Source organism: Chryseobacterium sp. JUb7 (assembly GCF_024806495.1).
Lineage (GTDB): Bacteria > Bacteroidota > Bacteroidia > Flavobacteriales > Weeksellaceae > Chryseobacterium.
Genome location: NZ_JANUFF010000002.1, coordinates 238622 through 258479, shown reverse-complemented (window position 1 = coordinate 258479; position 19858 = coordinate 238622). Strand labels below are relative to the sequence as shown.

The window sequence follows — 19858 nt, the reverse complement described above, 5'->3', positions numbered from 1 at the left end:
TTAGATTCGTTGCCTGATAATTTTAAGAGAAAACAGTATTTAGAAGATTTAGTAAAAGATAAAAACCTCCCAAAACATCACAATCGAAGAATAGCATGTAATATTCTTATAGAGGATAATTTTATAGAAAAGTATTACAGAAAGAATATTATTGAATTGCTAAAGGAGAAGTTTCAAAGGAGGATTATTCAAGTCAATCTATTGATAAGGAGAATTTTAAAATGTTATAAAGATGAATGAAAAAATTCCTTACCTCAGAATAGGAACCGTATATCACAAAACAGTTGAAAAACCTCTTATATCAGGGGATACTATATCGATTTTGGTTAAATGGACCAGAGAGGCAATTATAAATGATCATGGCAAAAGTTATATAGCAAAAGTTCCCAAATATGATGGCTTTTGCTGTGTTCCAAGCCATTTGAGTTATCAAAAAATAATTGCAGGATTTTACAATATATATAATGAAATGCCGGTGAAAATTTTTGAGGGTGAAACCGATGTTGAATTGTTAAAGCGATTAACTCCCTTTTCAATAGAGTTTATGAAACATATTTTCGCAGAACAGATTGAATTGGGTTTTGATTATCTTAAAATTCTTCTTGAAAGTCCTACACAAATATTACCAATTCTTTGTCTGGTAAGTAAGGAGCGATCTACGGGAAAATCGACATTTATAAAATGGCTAAAAGCAATCTTTGGATTGAATATGACTTATATTAAAGGAGACTCTTTTGCAAGTCCATTTAATGCTGATTGGGCGGCGATGTTACTTGTAGCAATAGATGAAGTTTTCTTTGATAAAAAAGAGATTACTGAACGCCTAAAATACCTTTCAACAACGAATAAAGATAAAATAGAAGCTAAAGGAAAAGACCGTGAAGAAGTCGATTTTTTTGCAAAGTTCGTACTCTGTTCGAATAACGAGGATTCTTTTATACAAATTGATGAAAATGAGATAAGGTTCTGGATTATAAAAATTAGCCCAATTAAATCTGAAAATACGGAGTTTCTTGATAGCCTTATTAAAGAAATACCTTATTTTCTAAGATTTCTATTTGAAAGGAAGTTCCATTCTGAAAAGAAAACTAGAATGTGGTTTTCTAAGGAAGAAATAAGAACAAAAGCCCTGCAGAAACTTGTCTGGAGAAGTAATAATAAGTTGGAATCCAAAGTGATTGAACTTTTTCATGAACTTTTTGAAACTGTAGAAGATTTGGAAGTTAACGTTATTCCTGCGGATGTTATAAATATGTTGAATAAGATGTTTAAAAATTCTTATTGGGTAATAAATGACGTTAGAAAATTACTTAAAGAATCCTGGAACCTAGAGCCTCAGAAAAACTCTTTAGCCTATATTAAATATGATCTCGATCATGGAGGGAGCTTTTATCAGCAAAACCGTATTGGTAGGTATTTTACAATAAACAAAAAATTTATTTCCGAAAAATTTGATGAGTTGATGAATTAATTGATAGTGAAAAGAAAATCAATAAGTTACTGTTCATCAAACTTCTCATCAAATCTTTAAACCTGATTTTTTGATGAAGAAATGATGAGATAATCTATTAAAATTTGATGAGTTGATGAGAATTTGATGAGAGCGTAAAGTGTTGTATTTTAATTTTTTACAGTTGTTTTTCATCAGTTCATCAAAAAAATACAAAAATTTAACCCAGCTTTTAATATTATGAATTGCAAGCAATTTAACTCAATAAAATTGGAAGAGATTCTTTCTTCCTTGGGATATCATCCCACCAAACAAAGCCAAAAAGAATTATGGTTTTTAAATCCTTTTGGAGACGAAACTCAAGCTTCCTTTAAGATAGATACTAATAAAAATCAATGGTTCCTGTTTTCCGATGGAATAGGAGGTAATAACATTGATTTTGTAAGGAGATATCTTAATTGCTCTGTGAAAGAAGTGCTATCATGGGCAGGTGAACGAAATTTTTTTTCTTTTCATCAGCAAACCGATATTCTTGAGCCAGCATATAAAATAAATGAAGTCTCAGAACTTCAAAACTGGAATCTTAAGAAATATTTAAAAGAGAGAGGACTATCAAGTAAAATATATAGGTATCTGCATGAAGTCAAATTTATAATGAACGGTAAAAAATTGTATGCCATTGGTTTTAAAAATGACTCAGGAGGATGGGAGTTTCGAAACTCTTTTTTCAAAGGTTCGATATTGAAAAAAGATATTTCACTAATTAAAAATGGATGTCAAAATGTCTGTGTTTTTGAGGGGTTCATTGATGCGCTTTCTTATATAGAAAAACAAGACCTTTTGGATGTTGATATACTTGTTTTGAATTCAGTTTCATTAATTAATAAAGCAATAGAAACTTTAAAAAACTATAATAAGATCTCTTTATTTCTTGATAATGACAGGGCTGGAATTAAGTGTAAAAATGAGTTTATTACTTCCTTTCCAGAGGCATTGGATTACTCTCATATTTATCAAAACTATAAGGATTTAAATGAGTATATAACTCATGAAAAACCGCAAATTATTAGGGTGGTTAAATAGCAAGACGGAACTGGGCTTTATGCCCTGTTCAGTCTTGCCCTACGGGGTTAAAAAATTGATAATCAATTTTTTACAATTTATTCGTCACTTTTTTTAACATATTATGAATATGTATTTTTTATAATGTGTTGATTGTCAAATGTAAATAATATAATACACACTATATGGAATCAAAAAAATCACAAAATAGCACACTTGCAATTTCTCACGCAGATAGTAAAGATTTGGAAAGGTTTTGTCAAAAAATTGGGATTACAAAAAAAGAATATATACGCCTATCTCTAAATTATTTTCGCCGTTATGGAATAGATCCTATGATAAATGAAAATCCTCATTCAGAGGTCACAAAAATATTAAAAAGGGTTGAAGATTTATTTGCATTTGGGAAAGCCCAGGAAACAAAAATTTTACTTCCATTTTTGAAAAGAATTGAAGAATTATTTCAAACAATAAAGGGTGAAAATGAACAAGAACAAATTAATTTAAAAATTATTTTATACATCTTATGTATTAAAGATTCCGAGAAATCCAACATTCCGAAAGTTGCAGAATTGTTTAAAAGCAGATATGAGTTTATTGAGAATTTTGTAAATGAAAAAATTCCAAATGCACATTAAAATTCTCGGTGGTGGTAATAGTACTTATGCTAACACAGGAAGTTGCGGAGCACTTGTAAATTACTTACAACATGAAGACTATAAAATGATCTTTGATAATCAGCCTATCAATCATTTTTTTTCTTTGACAAGCGATAATGTGCCTCCCGATGAAGTACAAATTAATATAGATCAGAACAAAGCAAAGCTTTGCAAAGATGATTCAAAGTTCTTTAGTGTTGTTGTTTCTCCAAGTCCTGATGAGATTAAAAACCTGGGTGATAACGAAAATGAAAGAATTGAAAATTTAAAAAGCTTTGTTCGGCAAGAAGTAATGCAGTCTTACGCAGAAAACTTCAATAAAAATTTAAATAACGAGGATATCATGTTCTATGGTAAAATACACAGAGAAAGAGGTGGCGAGAGTAACGAAGACTTGCATGCTCATATCATTATTAGTAGAAAGACTATTGATAATAAAATAAAAATTAGTCCACAAACTAATCACAAGAATACTCAAAATGGGAAAGTCAAGGGTGGATTTAACAGAAAAGAATTTATGAATAAATGTGAAGTTTCATTTGATAAAAGGTTTCAATACCAAAGAAAATTTGAAGATAGTTTTGAGTATAAAAATGCTTTAAAGAATGGCTCTTTTGAATCTAAACAAAAGGCTTTTCAAAAAGCAGCAGAAATAAAGTATAATGAAGATACAAAAAAGCAAAACAAACCTAGAGAAATCAATCAAAAGATTGTTATAATCACTCAAAAAATAAAAAGATAATGGAAAATGGTTTTATTAAAAGTATGATGATCTTGTTTATACTCATGATTATCGTTTTGTCAGTGTTTTATGGCGTGAAAATCCTCTATGAAATTAATTTTGGTGGTTGGATTTATGGATTTAAAATTGTAAAAAGTATAGTATTAAGCCCTAATAATATTAATTTATTAAAATTATGGAATTTGGCTTTTTGCATAGTAATGGAACTATTGATTTATTGGATTGAGTTATTTTTTCTTAAACTGATTTTTCCATCTTTAGTACCTGTTTATAAAAAGTACACGGATTTTATTTTTTATCCTTTCCGTCCTTTATTTACTAAATTTTCATTATTTAATTTTTCAAATAGCGTTATTACAAAGAAATCTACAATTGAAGAAAATAGTATAACAGTTGATTTAGAATTAATGAATGATGGAAAACTTACAATTCCTAATCCTTATAGGGGAATTTTAGTGATTGGTGGAGCAGGATCGGGAAAATCTGAAAGTATTGCAGTTCCATTAATCCGTGAATTTTCTAAACTTGATTTTACAGGTATTGTTTATGATTTTAAATTTCCTGCATTATCTGATGAAGTAGAAACATTCTATAGAAATAAGCCAGTAAAGCATTTTGTTTTGAATCTTAACAATGCCGAAAGAACTCATAGAGTAAATCCGTTACACCCTAAATATATGCCACATGTAGCTTATGCCCGGGAGTATGCAACTGCTATCATAAAAAACTTAATGAAAGAAAGTATCAAAAGGGAAGATTTTTGGAGTAGATCAGCGACTGATCTGTTAACAGCCTGTATTTGGTATATGAAACAAAATCATCCTCATTTTTGCGATTTACCTCACATCTTTAGTTTAATCACTTCAGACCATAAGAAATTAATTGAATTATTATCGAAGCATGATGAAACAAGAGATATGATAATTTCATTGGCTACAGCTTTAGAGAGTGGAGCAGGAGAACAAATTGCAGGAGTAGTTGGAAGTCTTCAGGGGGCAATATCACAAATAAATACACCTGAATTTATGTACATTTTTGGAGCGGATGAATTTAGTTTAGATGTTAATGATCCCAATAATCCAATAGTCCTAACAGTGGGTAGTAACCCAACCATTGCCGGTGCTTTATCTCCTTTATGTTCTTTGGTTATTACTGTAGCATCCAAGCAAATGAATACACCTGAGAGACAAAGTTCTTTTATATTATTGGATGAGTCTCCAACTGTTTTTATTCCAAATATTGAGGTTGTTCCGAATACAGGAAGAAGTAATAAAATTTCAACAGTATTATTTTGTCAAGATCTTTCACAACTTAATGATAACTACGGAAAAGAGAAAGCTGAAGTATTATTTGCAAGTTGCCTTAATCATTTTTATGGTAGAGTTGCTAGTTCTCATACTGCGGATATATTAAGTAAGCAATTTGGAAAAGAAGATAAATATTTTGAGAGTAAAAATACATCTCGTAGCACAAAGAATATTTTAATTAAAAATTATGGTAAAACTTATGCTGTACAAGAAAGAGAAATCTTTAGAAATTCAGAGTTTATGAATTTACCAGTGGGAGTTTTTATTGGGAAGATATCAGATAGTGCCAAACCTTTTTTCTACGAAAAATTTAAAACAGTTAATCCAGGGCAGAAAGAAAAAACTATTAATAATCTTCCACAGCATAGTAGAACTGATATCACAAATTTTTATAAGGCTGTTAAAGCTGATATTTCTGATATTTTTAATGGTATAAAGAGCCATTCTACAGAAGCAATTGATAGTATACCTAAAAAGATCGAGAAAATTGAAAAAGATCAGAATGTTGAAGAAACTCAAAATTCAGACAATTCTCATCCAGAGGCTTCGGATAATTCAAATGGCAATATTGATGATGAACTAACAAGGTTGTGGAATAATTTAAAGAGTTAAAAAATGAAAGGATTTTATATATATATGTTTTTAAATAAAGAGAACCAGCCTCTTTATATCGGCTTAACCACTAATTTAATAGGAAGGATTGAGGATAACCATTTTAAGCTTGTTAGTACAGGATTAGATGAGAGTTGTCTTAATGAAATTTCAAATATACTTTATCATGAATGCTTATCCTCTGAAGATATGAAGATAAAAGAAAGATTTTTGATAAATAAATTAAATCCTAAATATAACATCTCTTTTAATTCGAATAATGAGTTTTCATTTGACATTAATATAGATTGGTATTCTTATGATGAATTTGAAACGAGAATGAGATTGAAAAAATATGAAAAATTCTCTTTAGAAATTCAAAATATACTACTATCACAAGACTCTTTAGATTATTCGAAAACAACTAATGCAAAAATTTCGAATGAAGCTAATAATTTATTAAAGAGAATTTCATTTTCATCTAGCATTCCTGGATATAAAATTATTAGTAGCTTAATCATTGACTTTTATAATAAACATATTGAAGATTTTAGAATTGATGTTTAAATGAAAAAAACCTCTATTATAAAGTATAATAGAGGTTTTTAACAAATAAAGGAACTGTTCAGACTTATAATCCTGCCGAAGCTGTTCAGATTATATTTATCCTGTTCCTTTTGTAAATATAATTACAATTTCTCAAAGAAACAATTTTCTCAGTCGTCACTTCCTCAGACTGCTCGTTTTTTCAAAACGATTGTCATTCGTCGCTTCTTTGTTCAAAATTTGTTTCTTGAGCCATAACCCTCACATATAATCCATTTGGAATTTCAATTGCTTTTTTAGAAGTTCTTTTCTTTCCAATAATTCCTAATCCTTCAATTCCATTTTCTGAGTATATCTTCATTTTTACAGGGTGGATTTTTTCATTAACCTTAATGGTATTAATCTCAACAAAGAGACGTCCGTCTTTTTCATTAACAATCCCGGAAATTATTTGATCTTTTTTGATTTCCATTCCTGAAATTATAAGAGGTTCAAGTAGAATAAAGGTTAATGTTCCTCCATTTTGCACTTGCCCTGAGGTAATTAATCTAGCTTTAACTTGCTTTTCTAGAGTTTCAACTTTTGAAATTAAAAAATGTGTGGGGATTGTTTTAACTGGGGAAATTGCAAAACTTAAGCTTCCAGCCATTAAACAGATTGTTAAAATTGTTTTTTTCATACTAATAATTTTTTGTGAATGTAAATTTTTTGTTTTCAAAAATCAATACCATTTATAATAAAATATGTCTAAAAAATCAGAATGAAAAATTCTTATTATATTTATTTCAAAATGGAAAATATGAAAAACATTACTAAAGGACTTAGGATTATATTGATGCTTCCTTTTACATTTTTACGAATAATCATTGCAACCATGGGCTTATTAATAAAGTGGATAGCTCGTATAATTCTCAAGAATGAATTTGAGGATGAACGAAAATTTTTGGAAATTTCCCAGAATAAGAGAACGGAATTGTATAAAGAGAATGAGATCTTGATAGAAAGAAATAAACAGCTGTCTAAAAGGCTTGAACGATTGAAGTACATTATTGAAAAAAATAATAATTCAAAAACTGAAGCTTCTTTAACTAAATATGGTGAAATAGTTTTAATAACTTATTCTCAGATAAATATTTTTGATAATATTTACTTATCAGGTGAAAATGGAGATGATAAGTTTTGGGATTCTGTAATGCGTTTTAAGGATTATGGCAGTGAGATTAAGATTGCTGACTTTGTAACCAAAAATGATTCAGAAAATAGGGGCTATGGTAGAGCTTTAATGAATTTTGTTATTGCAGAAGCAAGAAGAAAGAATGTTAAATGTATAACAGGAGATCTTTCAAATGTTGATTCAGATAGCTTTGAATGGCTAATTCCGTTTTATGAATCATTTGGTTTTGATTGTATATTATTTAATGATGATAAAATGATAAGAGGAAGTATAAGACTAACGTTGGAGAGTCCTATAAAAAAGGTGAGTTAAAAATTAGAATATAAATTTTTAAACAATTCCGTTAATATTGAGCGGTATCAATACTAATATAATCGTAAAATTTTTCAAATCCGATTTTTTGACAAAGAACATTTGATTCTATTAGGTCGGCATCTGTCATTAGGTATATAGTTTTTTCCTGATTTAATAATAGATTAGAACAGTAACTTAAAAGTATTTGTCCATACCCTTTGTTACGATATGATTTATTAGTAAATAATATTCCTGGACTTGAACCTTTTATAGAACAAAAGGAAATGATACTATTATCTGTTATGTCGTTAATAGTGAAAATTTCATCTGATAAAATTAAGTCATTAATTCGCATATACATATCTTGAATTGTCTTGTCATTGTTGCCCTTATATTCTTCATGATAATACATTTGAAGCATTTTGGCCAATTCAGAAACCCTTTCAAAGCTAGGTCTTTGAATATTGTAGGTTGAATAGTCAAATTCTTTTACTGAAGAGCTTTTATAGAAGCTTCTTTTTTTTCCTACTTGATAATCTTTTATTTTTGCTTTATCAAGGATTTCAAGAATTAATTTTGAAGTTCCGGAAATAAAAGAGTGATTCTCTGTCTTAAAATCAAATGCTACTAAAATCTCATTTATTTGGTTTGAATCCCAGTTGCTACCATAGATTGAAACTAAGCGATCTGTATTCACTATAATGATCCATTTTGAAGGATCATTGTTATCTACATTGACTAAAGAGTCTGAATAAATTTGTTCGTACCCATTTAAAACAGATTCTAATTGATTCTGTAAGTAAGTGTATTGATAAAGAGACTTATCTGCAAAATTTTGATTAACGAAATCCCTGAAAAAGGATGGGTTGTCATTTGCTATATAGTTCATTTATAATGTGTTTATTTCAAAAATACAATATTTCTGTTGATAGAAAATATTATTAAGCTAAGGAAAATGAAAAAATTACTAACTACATTTATCATCTTTCATTAAAAAGATTATATCTAAAATCTAAATCCTCCATCTTGTTAATCTTAATTAACGAAGATAAATTCATGCTATTTTTATTATTTGATACAATTTCATTATTGTAATTGTTGATATGGAAATCCTGCATGAATACATTTGTGTGAAGCAGATATGTATATCCTCCATAATAAAACTCATATAATCTATATTTTTCATGTAATTCTATATGTGGTTGCATGAAATGGAGTTGAGGGTTATCAAGATGTTCCTGGTCGATAAATAGTATAGGTTGTAAAGGCTTCAAATAATATAAAGAGATATCGTTCAAATTATATCGAGAAAACTCTCTGATGAAGTTAAATTCTTCGGAATGAGAATCCCCACATATTCGTTCTCGTTCTTCTAAAAATATTTTGTATATGCCACGTTTGAAACTTCTTGCAAAGTTTTCTTGGAATTTGCTTTGAAATTTATATTTCATTTTAATTCCAATCTTACGTTGTTCAAGATTAACCTTAAAATATTCTGAACTAAATCTTTTGTAAGAACGAATATTTTTTTTATCCGAGATTAGAAACCTTGATAAGTTGAATATCTCCTTAATTGCTAAATCTACTGAGGGTTGAAAGCTTTGCTTTTTTCCGAATGCAAAGTTACAATCATCACAAACATTTAAACAAATGTTTTTTCCGCCTAATGATTGTGGGAAAGTATGTGCTATAGTATTAAAGTTTGTATTATTATCGTTTCGGCTACACCAAATGCATATCTTCATATATAGTTGTAGTTTGGGCTTTTATTGGGTTAATTTTTCAATTGAGATCAATTAAGCTAAAATACAAAATAAAGAGAAGTGCTTTGCTTAGTGTAATATTAAAAAGAACTAATAATAATTCTAGGGAAGTAAATTAGTTAGCGATATTATTAACAGTAGTTAAAAAACAATCCCCTTTTTGATCCCCTAAAAATCAAAAACCTCTGAAAATCAAATGATTTCAGAGGTTTTTTGTACCCAGGACCGGGATCGAACCGGTACTCCTAAGAACTGGTGTTTGAGACCAGCGCGTCTACCAATTCCGCCACCTGGGCTTGATGTTTGTTTCAAATTGGTGTGCAAATATATGAACTTTTCTTAATATTCCAAAAGCTTTTTAAATAATTTTTTTAAAAAAATATCTCCAAACCATCGTAGGCAAGGTGGATTCCGGGCGGAAGTTGTTTATCTTCAATGTCATGCAAACCTAAATGATGACTGATGTGTGTTAAAAATAATTTTTTAGGTTTTAGCTCTTCAAACAATTTGATAACGTCAGGAAGAATAAAATGGGCCGGATGAGGATCAAATTTTCGGATGCAGTTTAAAATTAGAACATCGAGATTCTTTAATTTTTCTTTTTCTGTATCAGAAATAAAGCCGGCATCAGTAATATAGGCCAAGTTTCTAAATTTATATCCAAAAACAGAAATTTTAAAATGAATCACCTCGATCGGGGTGATTTCAGTATCTAAGACAGTGAAAGGTTTATTTTCTATTTCGTGCAAATCAAAAGCCGGAGCTCCTGGATATTTTACATCTGAAAAAGCATAGGGAAAACGGTTTTTCACTTCATTTCCGACTCTTTGATAGCAATAAAGAGGAATATTTTTTCCACTTTTAAAAATAAGCGGACGCATGTCGTCAAGCCCTATAACATGATCATTATGTTCATGGGTAAGGAGGGTGATGTCAACGTGAGTTTCGTGGTTTAGAAGCATTTGCTGCCTGAAATCCGGACCACAATCGATCAATATTTTCTTGTTTTCATCCGTCGTTACCATCACAGAAGATCGGAATCGACTGTCTTTTGGATTTTCTGAAGTACACACTTCGCAAGTGCAGCCAATAACGGGTACACCCTGAGAAGTTCCCGTTCCTAAAAATTTCAACTTCATTTTCTTTTGAGGTTGGTTTAATTTTGGTAAATTTACGAAAAATTTAATGTCCTAATGTATCAGAAACTAACTCCTAAACAAAAAGCATTAACAATTAATCTAGATCCTACTATTTATGGTACTTTCGCAGAAATTGGAGCAGGGCAGGAGACTGTTCGACACTTTTTTAGAGCAGGGGGCGCTTCGGGTACAATTGCTAAGGCGATGTCGGCTTACGACAAAGATTTTAGTGATGCGATCTACGGAAAAGAGGTAAAAAACAGGTATGTTACCCAAAACAGACTTCGCAAAATGCTTCGTTATGAAGTTGCTTTGATTGAAGAAAGAATTTCCAGAGAAAACAACCCCAACAGAAAGTTTTTTTCCTACGCGAATACAGTGACGACCATTAATTTCGACAAAACAGTGAAAGGTCACGGCTGGGTAGGAATCCGTTTTCAGGTAAAAGAAAATGAAGATTATAACGAAATTGTAATCCACGTAAAATTCAAAGAAAATGATGCGACTCTGCAGCAGGAAACTTTGGGGAATCTGGGGGTGAATCTTATTTTCGGAGCTTTTACCTACTACGATAACCCAAGAAGACTGATCGAATCTCTGTATGATGATGTCGCAACAGACAATCTTGAGATTGATATGATCGACTTCAGCGGACCGGCTTTTGCTTATGTAGATAACAGACTGATGTCTTTACAATTGGTGAAAAACGGTATGACCGATGCTGTTATTTTCAACTCTGAGGGGAGTAACATGCTTCCGGCAGACAGTCTTTACAAGAAAAATATTTTCGCAGTAAGAGGAAGTTTCAGACCGGTAACGAAGGTGAATATCGATATGCTTCAAAATGGTATTGATATGTTTTTAAAAGACGCCATCTGTACTCATGAAGAAACTGAAATTTTAATTGAAATTACCATTTCAAACCTTAGGGCTGATGGAGATATCGATGAAAGAGATTTCCTGGATAGAGTAGATGTCCTCGGAAAACTGGGATATACCGTTATTATTTCAAACTTCTCAGAATATTACCGACTCATTGATTATTTTGCATCCTATACGGGTGGAAATATTGGAGTGGCAATGGGAGTTAATAACCTATTGATGGTATTCGAAGAGAAATATTATAAGAATCTTTCAGGAGGTATTTTGGAAGCCTTCGGTAAGTTTTTCAGAAACGGAATGAGAGTGTATCTATATCCTTATAAAGATCCTGAGACTCATGAGCTGCTGGATTCTGAAAATCTAAAGGTTGAAGAAAATCTAAAGGAATTATACAAATACTTTAAACTGAATAACCGTATTGTAGATATTAAAAACTATAATCCGGAGTTTCTGGAGATTTATTCACGAGAAATATTAAGAAAAATTGCCTGTAACCTTAAAGGCTGGGAATCTCAGGTTCCGGAAGGTGTTGCAGAAATGATAAAAGAGCGCGGAATGTTCGGCTATAAAGAAGAACTTTCTTTTAAACAATTCTCTTAAAACAAAAATAAAATGTCAGAATTAAAGAAAAGACTTTCATCTATTCTTGAAAGTCCAAAACATAATACAGAAGAGAAGCTTGAGAAAGTTTGTCACCTTCTGGATCAGGAAATCGCTTATTTTAACTGGACGGGTTTTTATTTCAAAAACGGAGATAAAGATGAGCTGAAGCTAGGTCCTTATGTAGGTGCTCCTACAGATCATGATATTATTCCTTACGGAAAAGGAATTTGCGGTCAGGTAGCAGTTTCCAATGAAACGTTTGTGGTTCCTGATGTTCATCAGGAAAGTAATTATCTGAGTTGTTCAATCGATACAAAGGCGGAAATTGTAGTTCCTATTTTTAAAGACGGGAAAAATATTGGCCAGATTGACATTGATTCTCATACCATTGATCCTTTTACTGCCGAAGACAGAGAATTGTTGGAATGGCTTTGTAACGAGGTTTCTAAAATTTTATAACTGAAAAAAAAATTAACCACAAAAGTTACAAAGTAAATAGTTTATTAAGAGTGTCTTTGAAGAGCTAATGCTAAATTTTTTCTTCAAATTTTTTGAAACTTTTGTGGTTTTTATAATTATAAACTCCGGCTCGAAGAGCCGGAGTCTTTATTTTAATCAATGAAAATTTTTTGTAAACAAATGTATCATTTGTGTAAATCAGCAGGAAATAAAAATTCAATATTGTTCGTGAAAAGTATCTGAATCACACAAGATTAACCTCTGAAATCAGACCTTTAAAATAATCTCCGCATTTCGCAATATGCGTTCCATACCATGAAAAGGCTTCTCCGTCTACAATCATAATTTTTTTGCCAGGATAGAATTCTTCTAACTCTTCAATATGTTTTTCTTTAAAAGGAAAAGGCTCTGAAGAAAGCATGATAATCTCAGCATCAGCCAGATCTTCTATTGTTATTTCAGGATAACGCGTTTGATCTTTAAAGATGTTTTCGAAACCGATTTCGGATAAAATTTTATGAATAAAAGTATCTGAACCGATTGTCATATATGGATTTTTCCAGATCAGATAGGCGACTTTTATTTTAGAATCAACTTTAGACTGATTCAGGATGTCGTAAATTTTTAAATTGAAAAGTTGAGCTCTTTCTTCCTTATTAAAGAGCAGACCCAGATTTTTTAGAAGGTAATAGTTGTCTTCAATATTTTCAACATTCGTGACGATTACTTTAAAATCCTGCATCAGGCTTTCAACCTGTTCTTTGATATTTTCTTCTTTGTTGGCTAAAATTAAATCAGGTTGCAGAGCTTTTATTTTATCGATATTGATATTTTTTGTTCCGCCGATAACAGCTACATTTTTTACTTTTTCTTCAGGGTGAATACAAAATTTTGTCCTTCCGACCACTTCATTTTCAGTTAGACCCAAATCAAATAATGCCTCAGTAATTGAGGGAACTAGAGAAACAACTTTCATTGCAATATTTTAGATGTTGCCTAAAATTACAAAAGTTTACCGGTTAAGAAAAGTCCGGCTACAGAAAAATAAATAATAAGCCCGGTAACATCTACCAAAGTGGCTACAAAAGGAGCTGAAGAAGTAGCAGGGTCAAGGTTTAGTTTTTTAAGAATAAAAGGAACCATTGAGCCCGAAAGAGTTCCCCAAAGTACAATCAATACCAGAGATACTCCTACACTTAAGCCTACAAATGCCCAGTGAATACCATAATTGAAAAATCCTGCTTCATGCCAGATCATAATTCTGAGGAATCCGATGATTCCGAGAATTCCACCGAGAAATAAGCCTGTGAAAATTTCTTTTTTCATGACGTACCACCAATCCTTAAGACCGATTTCCTGCAATGCCATTGCTCTGATGATCAATGTAGCAGCCTGTGAACCCGAATTTCCTCCACTGGAGATGATTAATGGGACAAACAGAGCCAGTACCACTGCTTTCTGAATTTCGTCTTCAAAATAACCCATTGCTGATGCTGTCAGCATTTCAGAAAAGAAAAGAATAATCAGCCACATTCCTCTCTTTTTTACCATTTCAATAAGAGAAGTTTGCGTATACGGAAGATCTAAGGCTTCCAATCCCCCGAATTTCTGAATATCTTCAGTGTTTTGTGATTCAATTTGGTCGAGGATATCATCGATTGTTACAATTCCTACCAGAACCCCGGCTTCTGTGATAATGGGAAGTGCAGCTCTGTCATATTTTTCGAAATATTGTACAGCATCTTCTTTTGAAGTGATTGTTGTAATGGCAACAAAATGATTGTCAGTGATATCTGAAATTAATGTATCTTCTTCAACCAGCAATAAACTTCCCAATGCAATATCATCAATCAGTCGGTTTCTTTCATCAACGACATACAGATAATTCATTGTTTCTACCTTGCTTCCGACCTTTTTAATCTGCTGAAGACATCTTTTTACGGTCCATTCTTTACGAATCTGGATGTAATAAGGAGTCATCAGACGAGCAATAGAGTCAGAATCATAGCCTAAAAGTTTTAATGCAATTCTTCTTTCCTGAGGATTAAGATGATTGATGGAATACTTGATCAGTTCATCCGGAAAGTCCTCAAACAATGAGGTTCGGTCATCGGGAGTCATCGCATTCAAAATCTCGGAAACTTCGTCACTTCCGATACTTCGAATGGTTTCTTCCTGAAAATCAGGATCAAGATGTGAAAATACATCTGCTTTATATTCTTTCGGAACTTTTAAAAATGCCAACAACCTCTCATCAGCGGGAAGTCCACTAAGAGTTTCGGCAATATCGGCAGGATTAAATATAAGTTCGTCTCTAGAATTCAAAACGTGAAATTTTTTGGATATGCAAAAATAATTCAAATTTTTAAAACTGACCAATAATGTAGCAAAATTAAGATTTATTTAAAGTAATACTTTAAATAGGAAATCCGAAAAATAGAAAACACCCGTGGGAAACGGGTGTTAAAAAATTAAATTTAAAATATATAAAGGTCCATATTATTCGAGAAGGGTACAGATCGGAATATCCGAATAGATGCATACTCCGTACTTGCAGCACTGCAAAACTCCACACTGGTCGTCTGCACTGCATTTTACAATTTTTCCTCCTCCATTGATCTCTTTCTGTTGCTGTCGGTTTAACTTTTTTAAATTCTTCATAGTTTAGTTTTAGATTAGTTGATAGGACAGGAAATATTTGAGCATCTGTCGTAGCAGCACCATAGTCCCAGGCAGTCATTATCTGTTCTGCATCTTTTGGCAATAGCGCCACCGTTAATTTGCTCCTGCTCTTTTCGGGTAAGTTTTCTCAGATTTTTCATATTCTTTTCATATTAAGGTTCAATACAGGCAATTTCTACACATGTACCACCACAGCACCATCCAATACTGCATTGTGAATGATCTTTACATTTTTTCAAACTTCCGCCGTTGATAAGCTGTTGTGCCTTTCGGGACAACTTTTTTAGATTTGAATTTTTCATATGATTTTGATTTTAATGGATAACTAAAATAATAAAAATTTTAATATTATTCACTATTTGATGAATATATTGTTTTAATAGCCAGTCTTTTATTTAAAATTATAAATAAAAATACCCACCAAGATTAAGTCGGCAGGTATCTGAAGAAATTATTGAGTGAGTTAGAATTTTAGACTTCAGGGCAGTTGTAATATACGCACATACCCTGGCAGCAAGAACCTCCCGGGCATTCGAAGTGGTATTCACATCTTGGAGGTCTTATTCCTCCGTTGATTTCTTTTTGAACGTCTCGTGTTAATTTTTTTAGATTTTTCATAGGTTTAGATTTAATGTTGATCTAAATTAGTAAAAAATATTTAATTATTCACAAAAGAGAGATGTTTATTCTCTGAAAATCAATAAGTAGGATTTAATTTAAATGAAAATTGAAAAACTCGAATTGGAACTAAAAACCAGCTTCTGAAGAGGGTTTTATTTTTCGTAGTTTTTTGAGAATGTCTTTGATGGCACCATTGGTCCCAATTTTTACAGAATTTACGGTAGAGCCGAGAAGTCTCATATTTTTACGGTATGTATCATAATCTGCTTCAGTAAGGAGATTACCATCAGCATCAAAAAGTTTCATGCTTACAATTACCTGATTGGAAAAAACATATTTTCCGATGCCTACCTTGAAGTATTTTACTTTAGGAACAACCGCGAAATCCGCTTCGTTATTACTGCAATAATCTGTGATTGTTTTTTTATCAATGCTATCAAAAGAAATCTGTGTTTCTGTACGGAGCATTCTATTTCTTCTTTCGCTTAAATTATCAGAAACAGCGCTAAAGAAAGCATGATTGGTAGGTTCTTTAATTTCCTCAATATCAGGATCTACCTCAGGATTGAAGTACAGGATTTTTTTTATTTTATCATCGGTGTTTTTCTGCGCTTTTACTGAAAAACCTATCAATAAAATAAGAGAGAATGTAATAAAAGTTAATAATTTTTTCATCATTTATTTCGTATGCAAAATTACTGCCTTTTAATGGTATGGCATAATTTTATTAAGAAATTTTTAACATTTTTTTCTATCAAATTTGATATATGAAATCAATAATGTTTGCGGAATCAAAAAATAGTCGTAATTTTGCAGCCGTTACATAATAATCATTAAACAATATTGGAATGTACTTAACTACAGAAAAAAAGCAGGAAATTTTCACAAAACACGGAAAATCTGCACAAGACACAGGAAGTGCTGAAGGACAAATCGCTCTTTTCACTTTCAGAATCAATCACTTATCTCAGCACTTAAAAGCTAACCGTCACGATTTCAACACAGAGAGATCTCTAGTGAAATTGGTAGGTAAGAGAAAAAGTTTACTAGATTACCTTAAAAACAAAGATATCGCAAGATATAGAGCAATTATTGCTGAACTAGGTTTAAGAAAATAATCTACAAAGATTTAAAAATAAAAGCAATCTCGAAAGAGGTTGCTTTTTTTGTTTTAAAATAAACATAATTCTTAATCATAAAAGAACCGAACTTTTCCGATATAGTAATTCTACGCAATAAGGTTGCGTACTTTGTTTTTAATTTTGTATCAACAAAAATAAGAGCCCAAAAGGTTCTCTATAAAAAACTAATAATATGAAAATACGTATTAAAAACAGACAAAAAGCAATAGCTTCAAAAATGCATAAAGATGAGTATAAAGTAGTGGCAAAACGGGAAGATCTTAGAGCAGGATATACCTATGTCATCTTTAATGATAACCTTCAGGAAATGTTTTTTAAAGATAATGCTGTAGAAATTACCGATCATGATATGAGTGACATGATTCAGAGAAATGATCTTTGGTATGGGAGAAATTTTTATGTCAATGAACTTATTGTAAAACTTCTCGAATTGAAAGAGGGATCAAATATCAGTACCAACCATATCTGGTCAGCCAGTAAAGCCTTTAGATATTTTGAAAAATATGATTATGAAATTCCTGAGAGTTATAAGAATACAGCATTGAATGAGGAATATAAAATAGGACTTATTGAAGGTTTTCTGATGGCGATAAATCCTTATATAGAAAGAAAATTTACCGGAGGTAATTATTTTGAAAATTTTGGTTTTTACAAAGGAAAAGCTGTTTCTGAAATAAAACTTGAGATTGGGGAAAGTCTCGCTGAACTGGATGTTACAAACTACAAGATACTTTTGAAAAAATTTATTGAAGATTTTTTACATGATACGGCATCTGGTGAAGAAACCTCTAAGATCTTCTCGGATACATTTTTTACTCTGATAGATTCACTTTTTATCAATGAGATCAGTCGTATTTTTTCTTATAAAACTTTCTATAATGATTGTTTCGTTATAGAACATAGAAATGAATATTATTATGTCAATAAATTCTGGTTTGGGTAAACAAAAAACCTGTTAGAAATAACAGGTTTTGTATGATATATAATAGATAATCTAATGTCCCGATTTAGATTCTGTAGCCTGTACATGACCCAGATATTTCGTGCAGTACGCCCCGAAAATCAAAATGATCAAATAGCAGAAAACAGGAATGATAAATGAATGCTGAACTCCAAACTGATCTGCAAGGTATCCCTGGAAAATAGGGACAATAGCACCTCCCAGAATGGCCATTACAACCAATGAAGATCCCTGGCTCGTATATTTTCCTAATCCTGAAATAGCCAGTGTATAAATGTTTGAGAACATAATAGAATTGAAAATTCCGATTCCCAAAATACTGTACATTGCTATTTCTCCATGGTTTACCATTGTGGAGATTAATAAAATAACATTGATTCCTGCAAAGATAGAGAGTGTTCTCGCCGGCGCAGCTTTTCCAATGAAAAAAGCAATGAAATTTAATAATATAAATACAAGGAAGAAGCTGATTTGTGAGAAACTAAGGTCTACAATGCTGAAAATAACAAGGAAAACCAACGTTGCAGCTCCTAACATGAAAATTGCTTTTTTAGCCTGACTGATCGACTGATTCAATGAAATAGCACCAAGAAAACGTCCGATCATCGCACCTCCCCAATATAATGAAAGGTAATTTTTACTGATCGCTTCGTTAAATTTCATCGTTTCTTCAAGAAAACTGATGATGAAACTTCCTACTGCAACTTCACCTCCAACATAGCAGAACATTGCAAATACACCAAATTTAAGATGGCTGTACTTCAATGCTCCCCAGCCTTTTACAACCTCTTCTTCCTGTGTCTGGAAAGAAGGAAGTTTTACTCTCGAAATCAGGAGAGCGACCAGTAAAAGAATTCCTGCAAAGATTAAATAAGGAATTCTTGTGGCTACAGCACTGAAAGAACCGTCCGCAGCAGAAAAGAATTCAAAAATCAAATGTCCTCCCAAAACTGGTGCGATCGTTGTACCGAAAGCGTTGAAAGCCTGGGTCATATTCAGTCGGCTTGATGCTGATTCTTCTGAACCCAACAAAGAAACATAGGCGTTTGCTGTAATTTGCAAAACGGTAAATCCTAAACCTAAAATGAATAAGGCTCCCAAAAATAAAGGATAGTAAGAGAATGTGGCCGCAGGATAAAACAGAATACAGCCAAACGCTGCAAGGAAAATTCCAAACAAAATTCCTTTTTTGTATCCTACTTTATTAATAGGGTCACCTTTGGAAATTGATATGAAAAAGTAAATTAAAGAGCCAATAAAATAAGCTCCGAAGAAACAAAACTGAACCAACATCGACTCAAAGAAACTGAGTTTGAAAAGTTGTTTCAGGTAAGGGATCAAAATGTCATTCATACAAGTGATGAATCCCCACATAAAGAATAAAAGAGTAATGGTAATAAGCGGAATGGTATAATTCCTGCTTTGCGATTTTACTTCATTATTAGTCATATACACACATATTTAGTAAAAGAGAGTTTTTAGTCTCTTTTTAATTCAAGTCATCACAACCGATTGATAATCTTCTTTTTAAAATTGTTCTTGCATTAAAGTTTACACTTTTTATGAAGATTTTTCTAAGAAGTCAGGCAAATATAGGGGAACATCATCTTTTATTGCAAACTTTATGATGTTTTTAATGTTAAATTTTATTTGGCTTATTTTTGAATAGTGTGTAATCGTCTTATTAATTTAGATATTTATAAGATAAATTTAAATATTGTTTAAAAATTAATAATAAAATAAAATATATTTTGTTTTTCTCAAATTGAGATTTTAGAATA

The 19858-nt window shown here is 31.5% G+C and carries 23 protein-coding genes and 1 tRNA gene; 11 read left to right on the top strand and 13 right to left on the bottom strand.

Features of this window, described 5'->3' with window-relative positions; genetic code table 11:
* Nucleotides 1-232: 232 nt before the first annotated feature.
* The 6 genes from M2373_RS04725 (at nucleotide 233) to M2373_RS04700 (ending at nucleotide 6378) form a co-directional block, all read left to right on the top strand.
* Nucleotides 233-1471 carry a primase-helicase family protein gene (locus tag M2373_RS04725; RefSeq protein ID WP_259108122.1) on the top strand — a complete coding sequence of 413 codons (1239 nt, stop codon included), beginning with the start codon at nucleotides 233-235 and terminating at the stop codon, nucleotides 1469-1471.
* A gap of 249 nt (nucleotides 1472-1720) precedes the next feature.
* Entirely contained in the window at nucleotides 1721-2533 is an 813-nt protein-coding gene (locus M2373_RS04720) for a toprim domain-containing protein (RefSeq protein WP_259108119.1), read from the top strand.
* A gap of 164 nt (nucleotides 2534-2697) precedes the next feature.
* The gene (locus M2373_RS04715; protein WP_259108116.1) at nucleotides 2698-3150 is read left to right on the top strand and encodes a BfmA/BtgA family mobilization protein; all 453 of its coding nucleotides are present in this window, start codon (nucleotides 2698-2700) and stop codon (nucleotides 3148-3150) included.
* On the top strand, nucleotides 3125-3913 hold the full coding sequence (locus M2373_RS04710) for a DUF5712 family protein (RefSeq protein ID WP_259108113.1): 789 nt from the start codon (nucleotides 3125-3127) through the stop codon (nucleotides 3911-3913). Before M2373_RS04715 ends, M2373_RS04710 begins: the two co-directional genes overlap by 26 nt.
* Complete coding sequence (locus tag M2373_RS04705) at nucleotides 3913-5832, top strand: type IV secretory system conjugative DNA transfer family protein (protein WP_259108111.1); 1920 nt, start codon at nucleotides 3913-3915, stop codon at nucleotides 5830-5832. Before M2373_RS04710 ends, M2373_RS04705 begins: the two co-directional genes overlap by 1 nt.
* A 3-nt stretch (nucleotides 5833-5835) precedes the next feature.
* Nucleotides 5836-6378, top strand: a complete 543-nt coding sequence (locus tag M2373_RS04700; RefSeq protein WP_259108109.1) for a GIY-YIG nuclease family protein — start codon at nucleotides 5836-5838, stop codon at nucleotides 6376-6378.
* A 193-nt stretch (nucleotides 6379-6571) separates the two neighbouring features.
* Here M2373_RS04700 and traM read toward each other — a convergent pair whose 3' ends face one another.
* The gene (gene traM / locus M2373_RS04695) at nucleotides 6572-7036 is read right to left on the bottom strand and encodes a conjugative transposon protein TraM (RefSeq protein ID WP_259108106.1); all 465 of its coding nucleotides are present in this window, start codon (nucleotides 7034-7036) and stop codon (nucleotides 6572-6574) included.
* Nucleotides 7037-7156: 120 nt separating this feature from the next.
* On the opposite strand from traM, the gene M2373_RS04690 reads away from it, so the two are divergent.
* Entirely contained in the window at nucleotides 7157-7843 is a 687-nt protein-coding gene (locus M2373_RS04690) for a GNAT family N-acetyltransferase (protein WP_259108104.1), read from the top strand.
* A 31-nt stretch (nucleotides 7844-7874) separates the two neighbouring features.
* Here M2373_RS04690 and M2373_RS04685 read toward each other — a convergent pair whose 3' ends face one another.
* The 4 genes from M2373_RS04685 to M2373_RS04670 form a co-directional block, all read right to left on the bottom strand.
* Nucleotides 7875-8714: a GNAT family N-acetyltransferase gene (locus tag M2373_RS04685; protein ID WP_259108102.1), complete on the bottom strand. Its 840-nt coding sequence runs from the start codon at nucleotides 8712-8714 to the stop codon at nucleotides 7875-7877.
* Nucleotides 8715-8805: 91 nt separating this feature from the next.
* Nucleotides 8806-9570 (bottom strand): HNH endonuclease, encoded by a 765-nt coding sequence (locus tag M2373_RS04680; protein ID WP_259108099.1) that lies wholly within the window; start codon nucleotides 9568-9570, stop codon nucleotides 8806-8808.
* A gap of 234 nt (nucleotides 9571-9804) precedes the next feature.
* A tRNA-Leu gene (locus M2373_RS04675) sits at nucleotides 9805-9884 on the bottom strand.
* A 75-nt stretch (nucleotides 9885-9959) separates the two neighbouring features.
* The gene (locus tag M2373_RS04670; RefSeq protein ID WP_259108097.1) at nucleotides 9960-10727 is read right to left on the bottom strand and encodes an MBL fold metallo-hydrolase; all 768 of its coding nucleotides are present in this window, start codon (nucleotides 10725-10727) and stop codon (nucleotides 9960-9962) included.
* Nucleotides 10728-10781: 54 nt separating this feature from the next.
* Between M2373_RS04670 and M2373_RS04665 the strand changes: the two genes are divergently transcribed.
* Together M2373_RS04665 and M2373_RS04660 are read left to right on the top strand one after the other, a co-directional pair.
* On the top strand, nucleotides 10782-12209 hold the full coding sequence (locus M2373_RS04665) for a TonB-dependent receptor (RefSeq protein ID WP_259108095.1): 1428 nt from the start codon (nucleotides 10782-10784) through the stop codon (nucleotides 12207-12209).
* 12 nt (nucleotides 12210-12221) lie between these two features.
* On the top strand, nucleotides 12222-12671 hold the full coding sequence (locus M2373_RS04660; RefSeq protein ID WP_259108092.1) for a GAF domain-containing protein: 450 nt from the start codon (nucleotides 12222-12224) through the stop codon (nucleotides 12669-12671).
* Nucleotides 12672-12915: 244 nt separating this feature from the next.
* Here the strand turns inward: M2373_RS04660 and M2373_RS04655 are convergent, their stop codons facing one another.
* The 7 genes from M2373_RS04655 to M2373_RS04625 form a co-directional block, all read right to left on the bottom strand.
* Nucleotides 12916-13647 carry an ABC transporter substrate-binding protein gene (locus tag M2373_RS04655; protein ID WP_259108089.1) on the bottom strand — a complete coding sequence of 244 codons (732 nt, stop codon included), beginning with the start codon at nucleotides 13645-13647 and terminating at the stop codon, nucleotides 12916-12918.
* A gap of 26 nt (nucleotides 13648-13673) precedes the next feature.
* On the bottom strand, nucleotides 13674-14996 hold the full coding sequence (gene mgtE / locus M2373_RS04650) for a magnesium transporter (RefSeq protein ID WP_259108086.1): 1323 nt from the start codon (nucleotides 14994-14996) through the stop codon (nucleotides 13674-13676).
* Between the two features lie 174 nt (nucleotides 14997-15170).
* Entirely contained in the window at nucleotides 15171-15332 is a 162-nt protein-coding gene (locus M2373_RS04645) for a bacteriocin-like protein (protein ID WP_259108084.1), read from the bottom strand.
* 14 nt (nucleotides 15333-15346) lie between these two features.
* Nucleotides 15347-15493 (bottom strand): bacteriocin-like protein, encoded by a 147-nt coding sequence (locus M2373_RS04640; RefSeq protein WP_259108081.1) that lies wholly within the window; start codon nucleotides 15491-15493, stop codon nucleotides 15347-15349.
* Nucleotides 15494-15505: 12 nt separating this feature from the next.
* Nucleotides 15506-15655: a hypothetical protein gene (locus tag M2373_RS04635; protein ID WP_259108079.1), complete on the bottom strand. Its 150-nt coding sequence runs from the start codon at nucleotides 15653-15655 to the stop codon at nucleotides 15506-15508.
* 169 nt (nucleotides 15656-15824) lie between these two features.
* Complete coding sequence (locus tag M2373_RS04630) at nucleotides 15825-15971, bottom strand: bacteriocin-like protein (protein WP_259108077.1); 147 nt, start codon at nucleotides 15969-15971, stop codon at nucleotides 15825-15827.
* Between the two features lie 129 nt (nucleotides 15972-16100).
* Entirely contained in the window at nucleotides 16101-16649 is a 549-nt protein-coding gene (locus tag M2373_RS04625; RefSeq protein ID WP_259108075.1) for a pyruvate decarboxylase, read from the bottom strand.
* Nucleotides 16650-16822: 173 nt separating this feature from the next.
* Here M2373_RS04625 and rpsO point away from each other — a divergent pair, with 173 nt between their 5' ends.
* The gene (rpsO, locus tag M2373_RS04620) at nucleotides 16823-17092 is read left to right on the top strand and encodes a 30S ribosomal protein S15 (RefSeq protein WP_259108071.1); all 270 of its coding nucleotides are present in this window, start codon (nucleotides 16823-16825) and stop codon (nucleotides 17090-17092) included.
* 196 nt (nucleotides 17093-17288) lie between these two features.
* Complete coding sequence (locus M2373_RS04615; protein WP_259108068.1) at nucleotides 17289-18059, top strand: hypothetical protein; 771 nt, start codon at nucleotides 17289-17291, stop codon at nucleotides 18057-18059.
* A 51-nt stretch (nucleotides 18060-18110) separates the two neighbouring features.
* On the opposite strand, the gene M2373_RS04610 is transcribed toward M2373_RS04615, so the two are convergent.
* A complete protein-coding gene (locus tag M2373_RS04610) occupies nucleotides 18111-19526 on the bottom strand; it encodes a sugar MFS transporter (protein WP_259108065.1) in 1416 nt (471 codons plus the stop codon).
* Nucleotides 19527-19858: the final 332 nt, after the last annotated feature.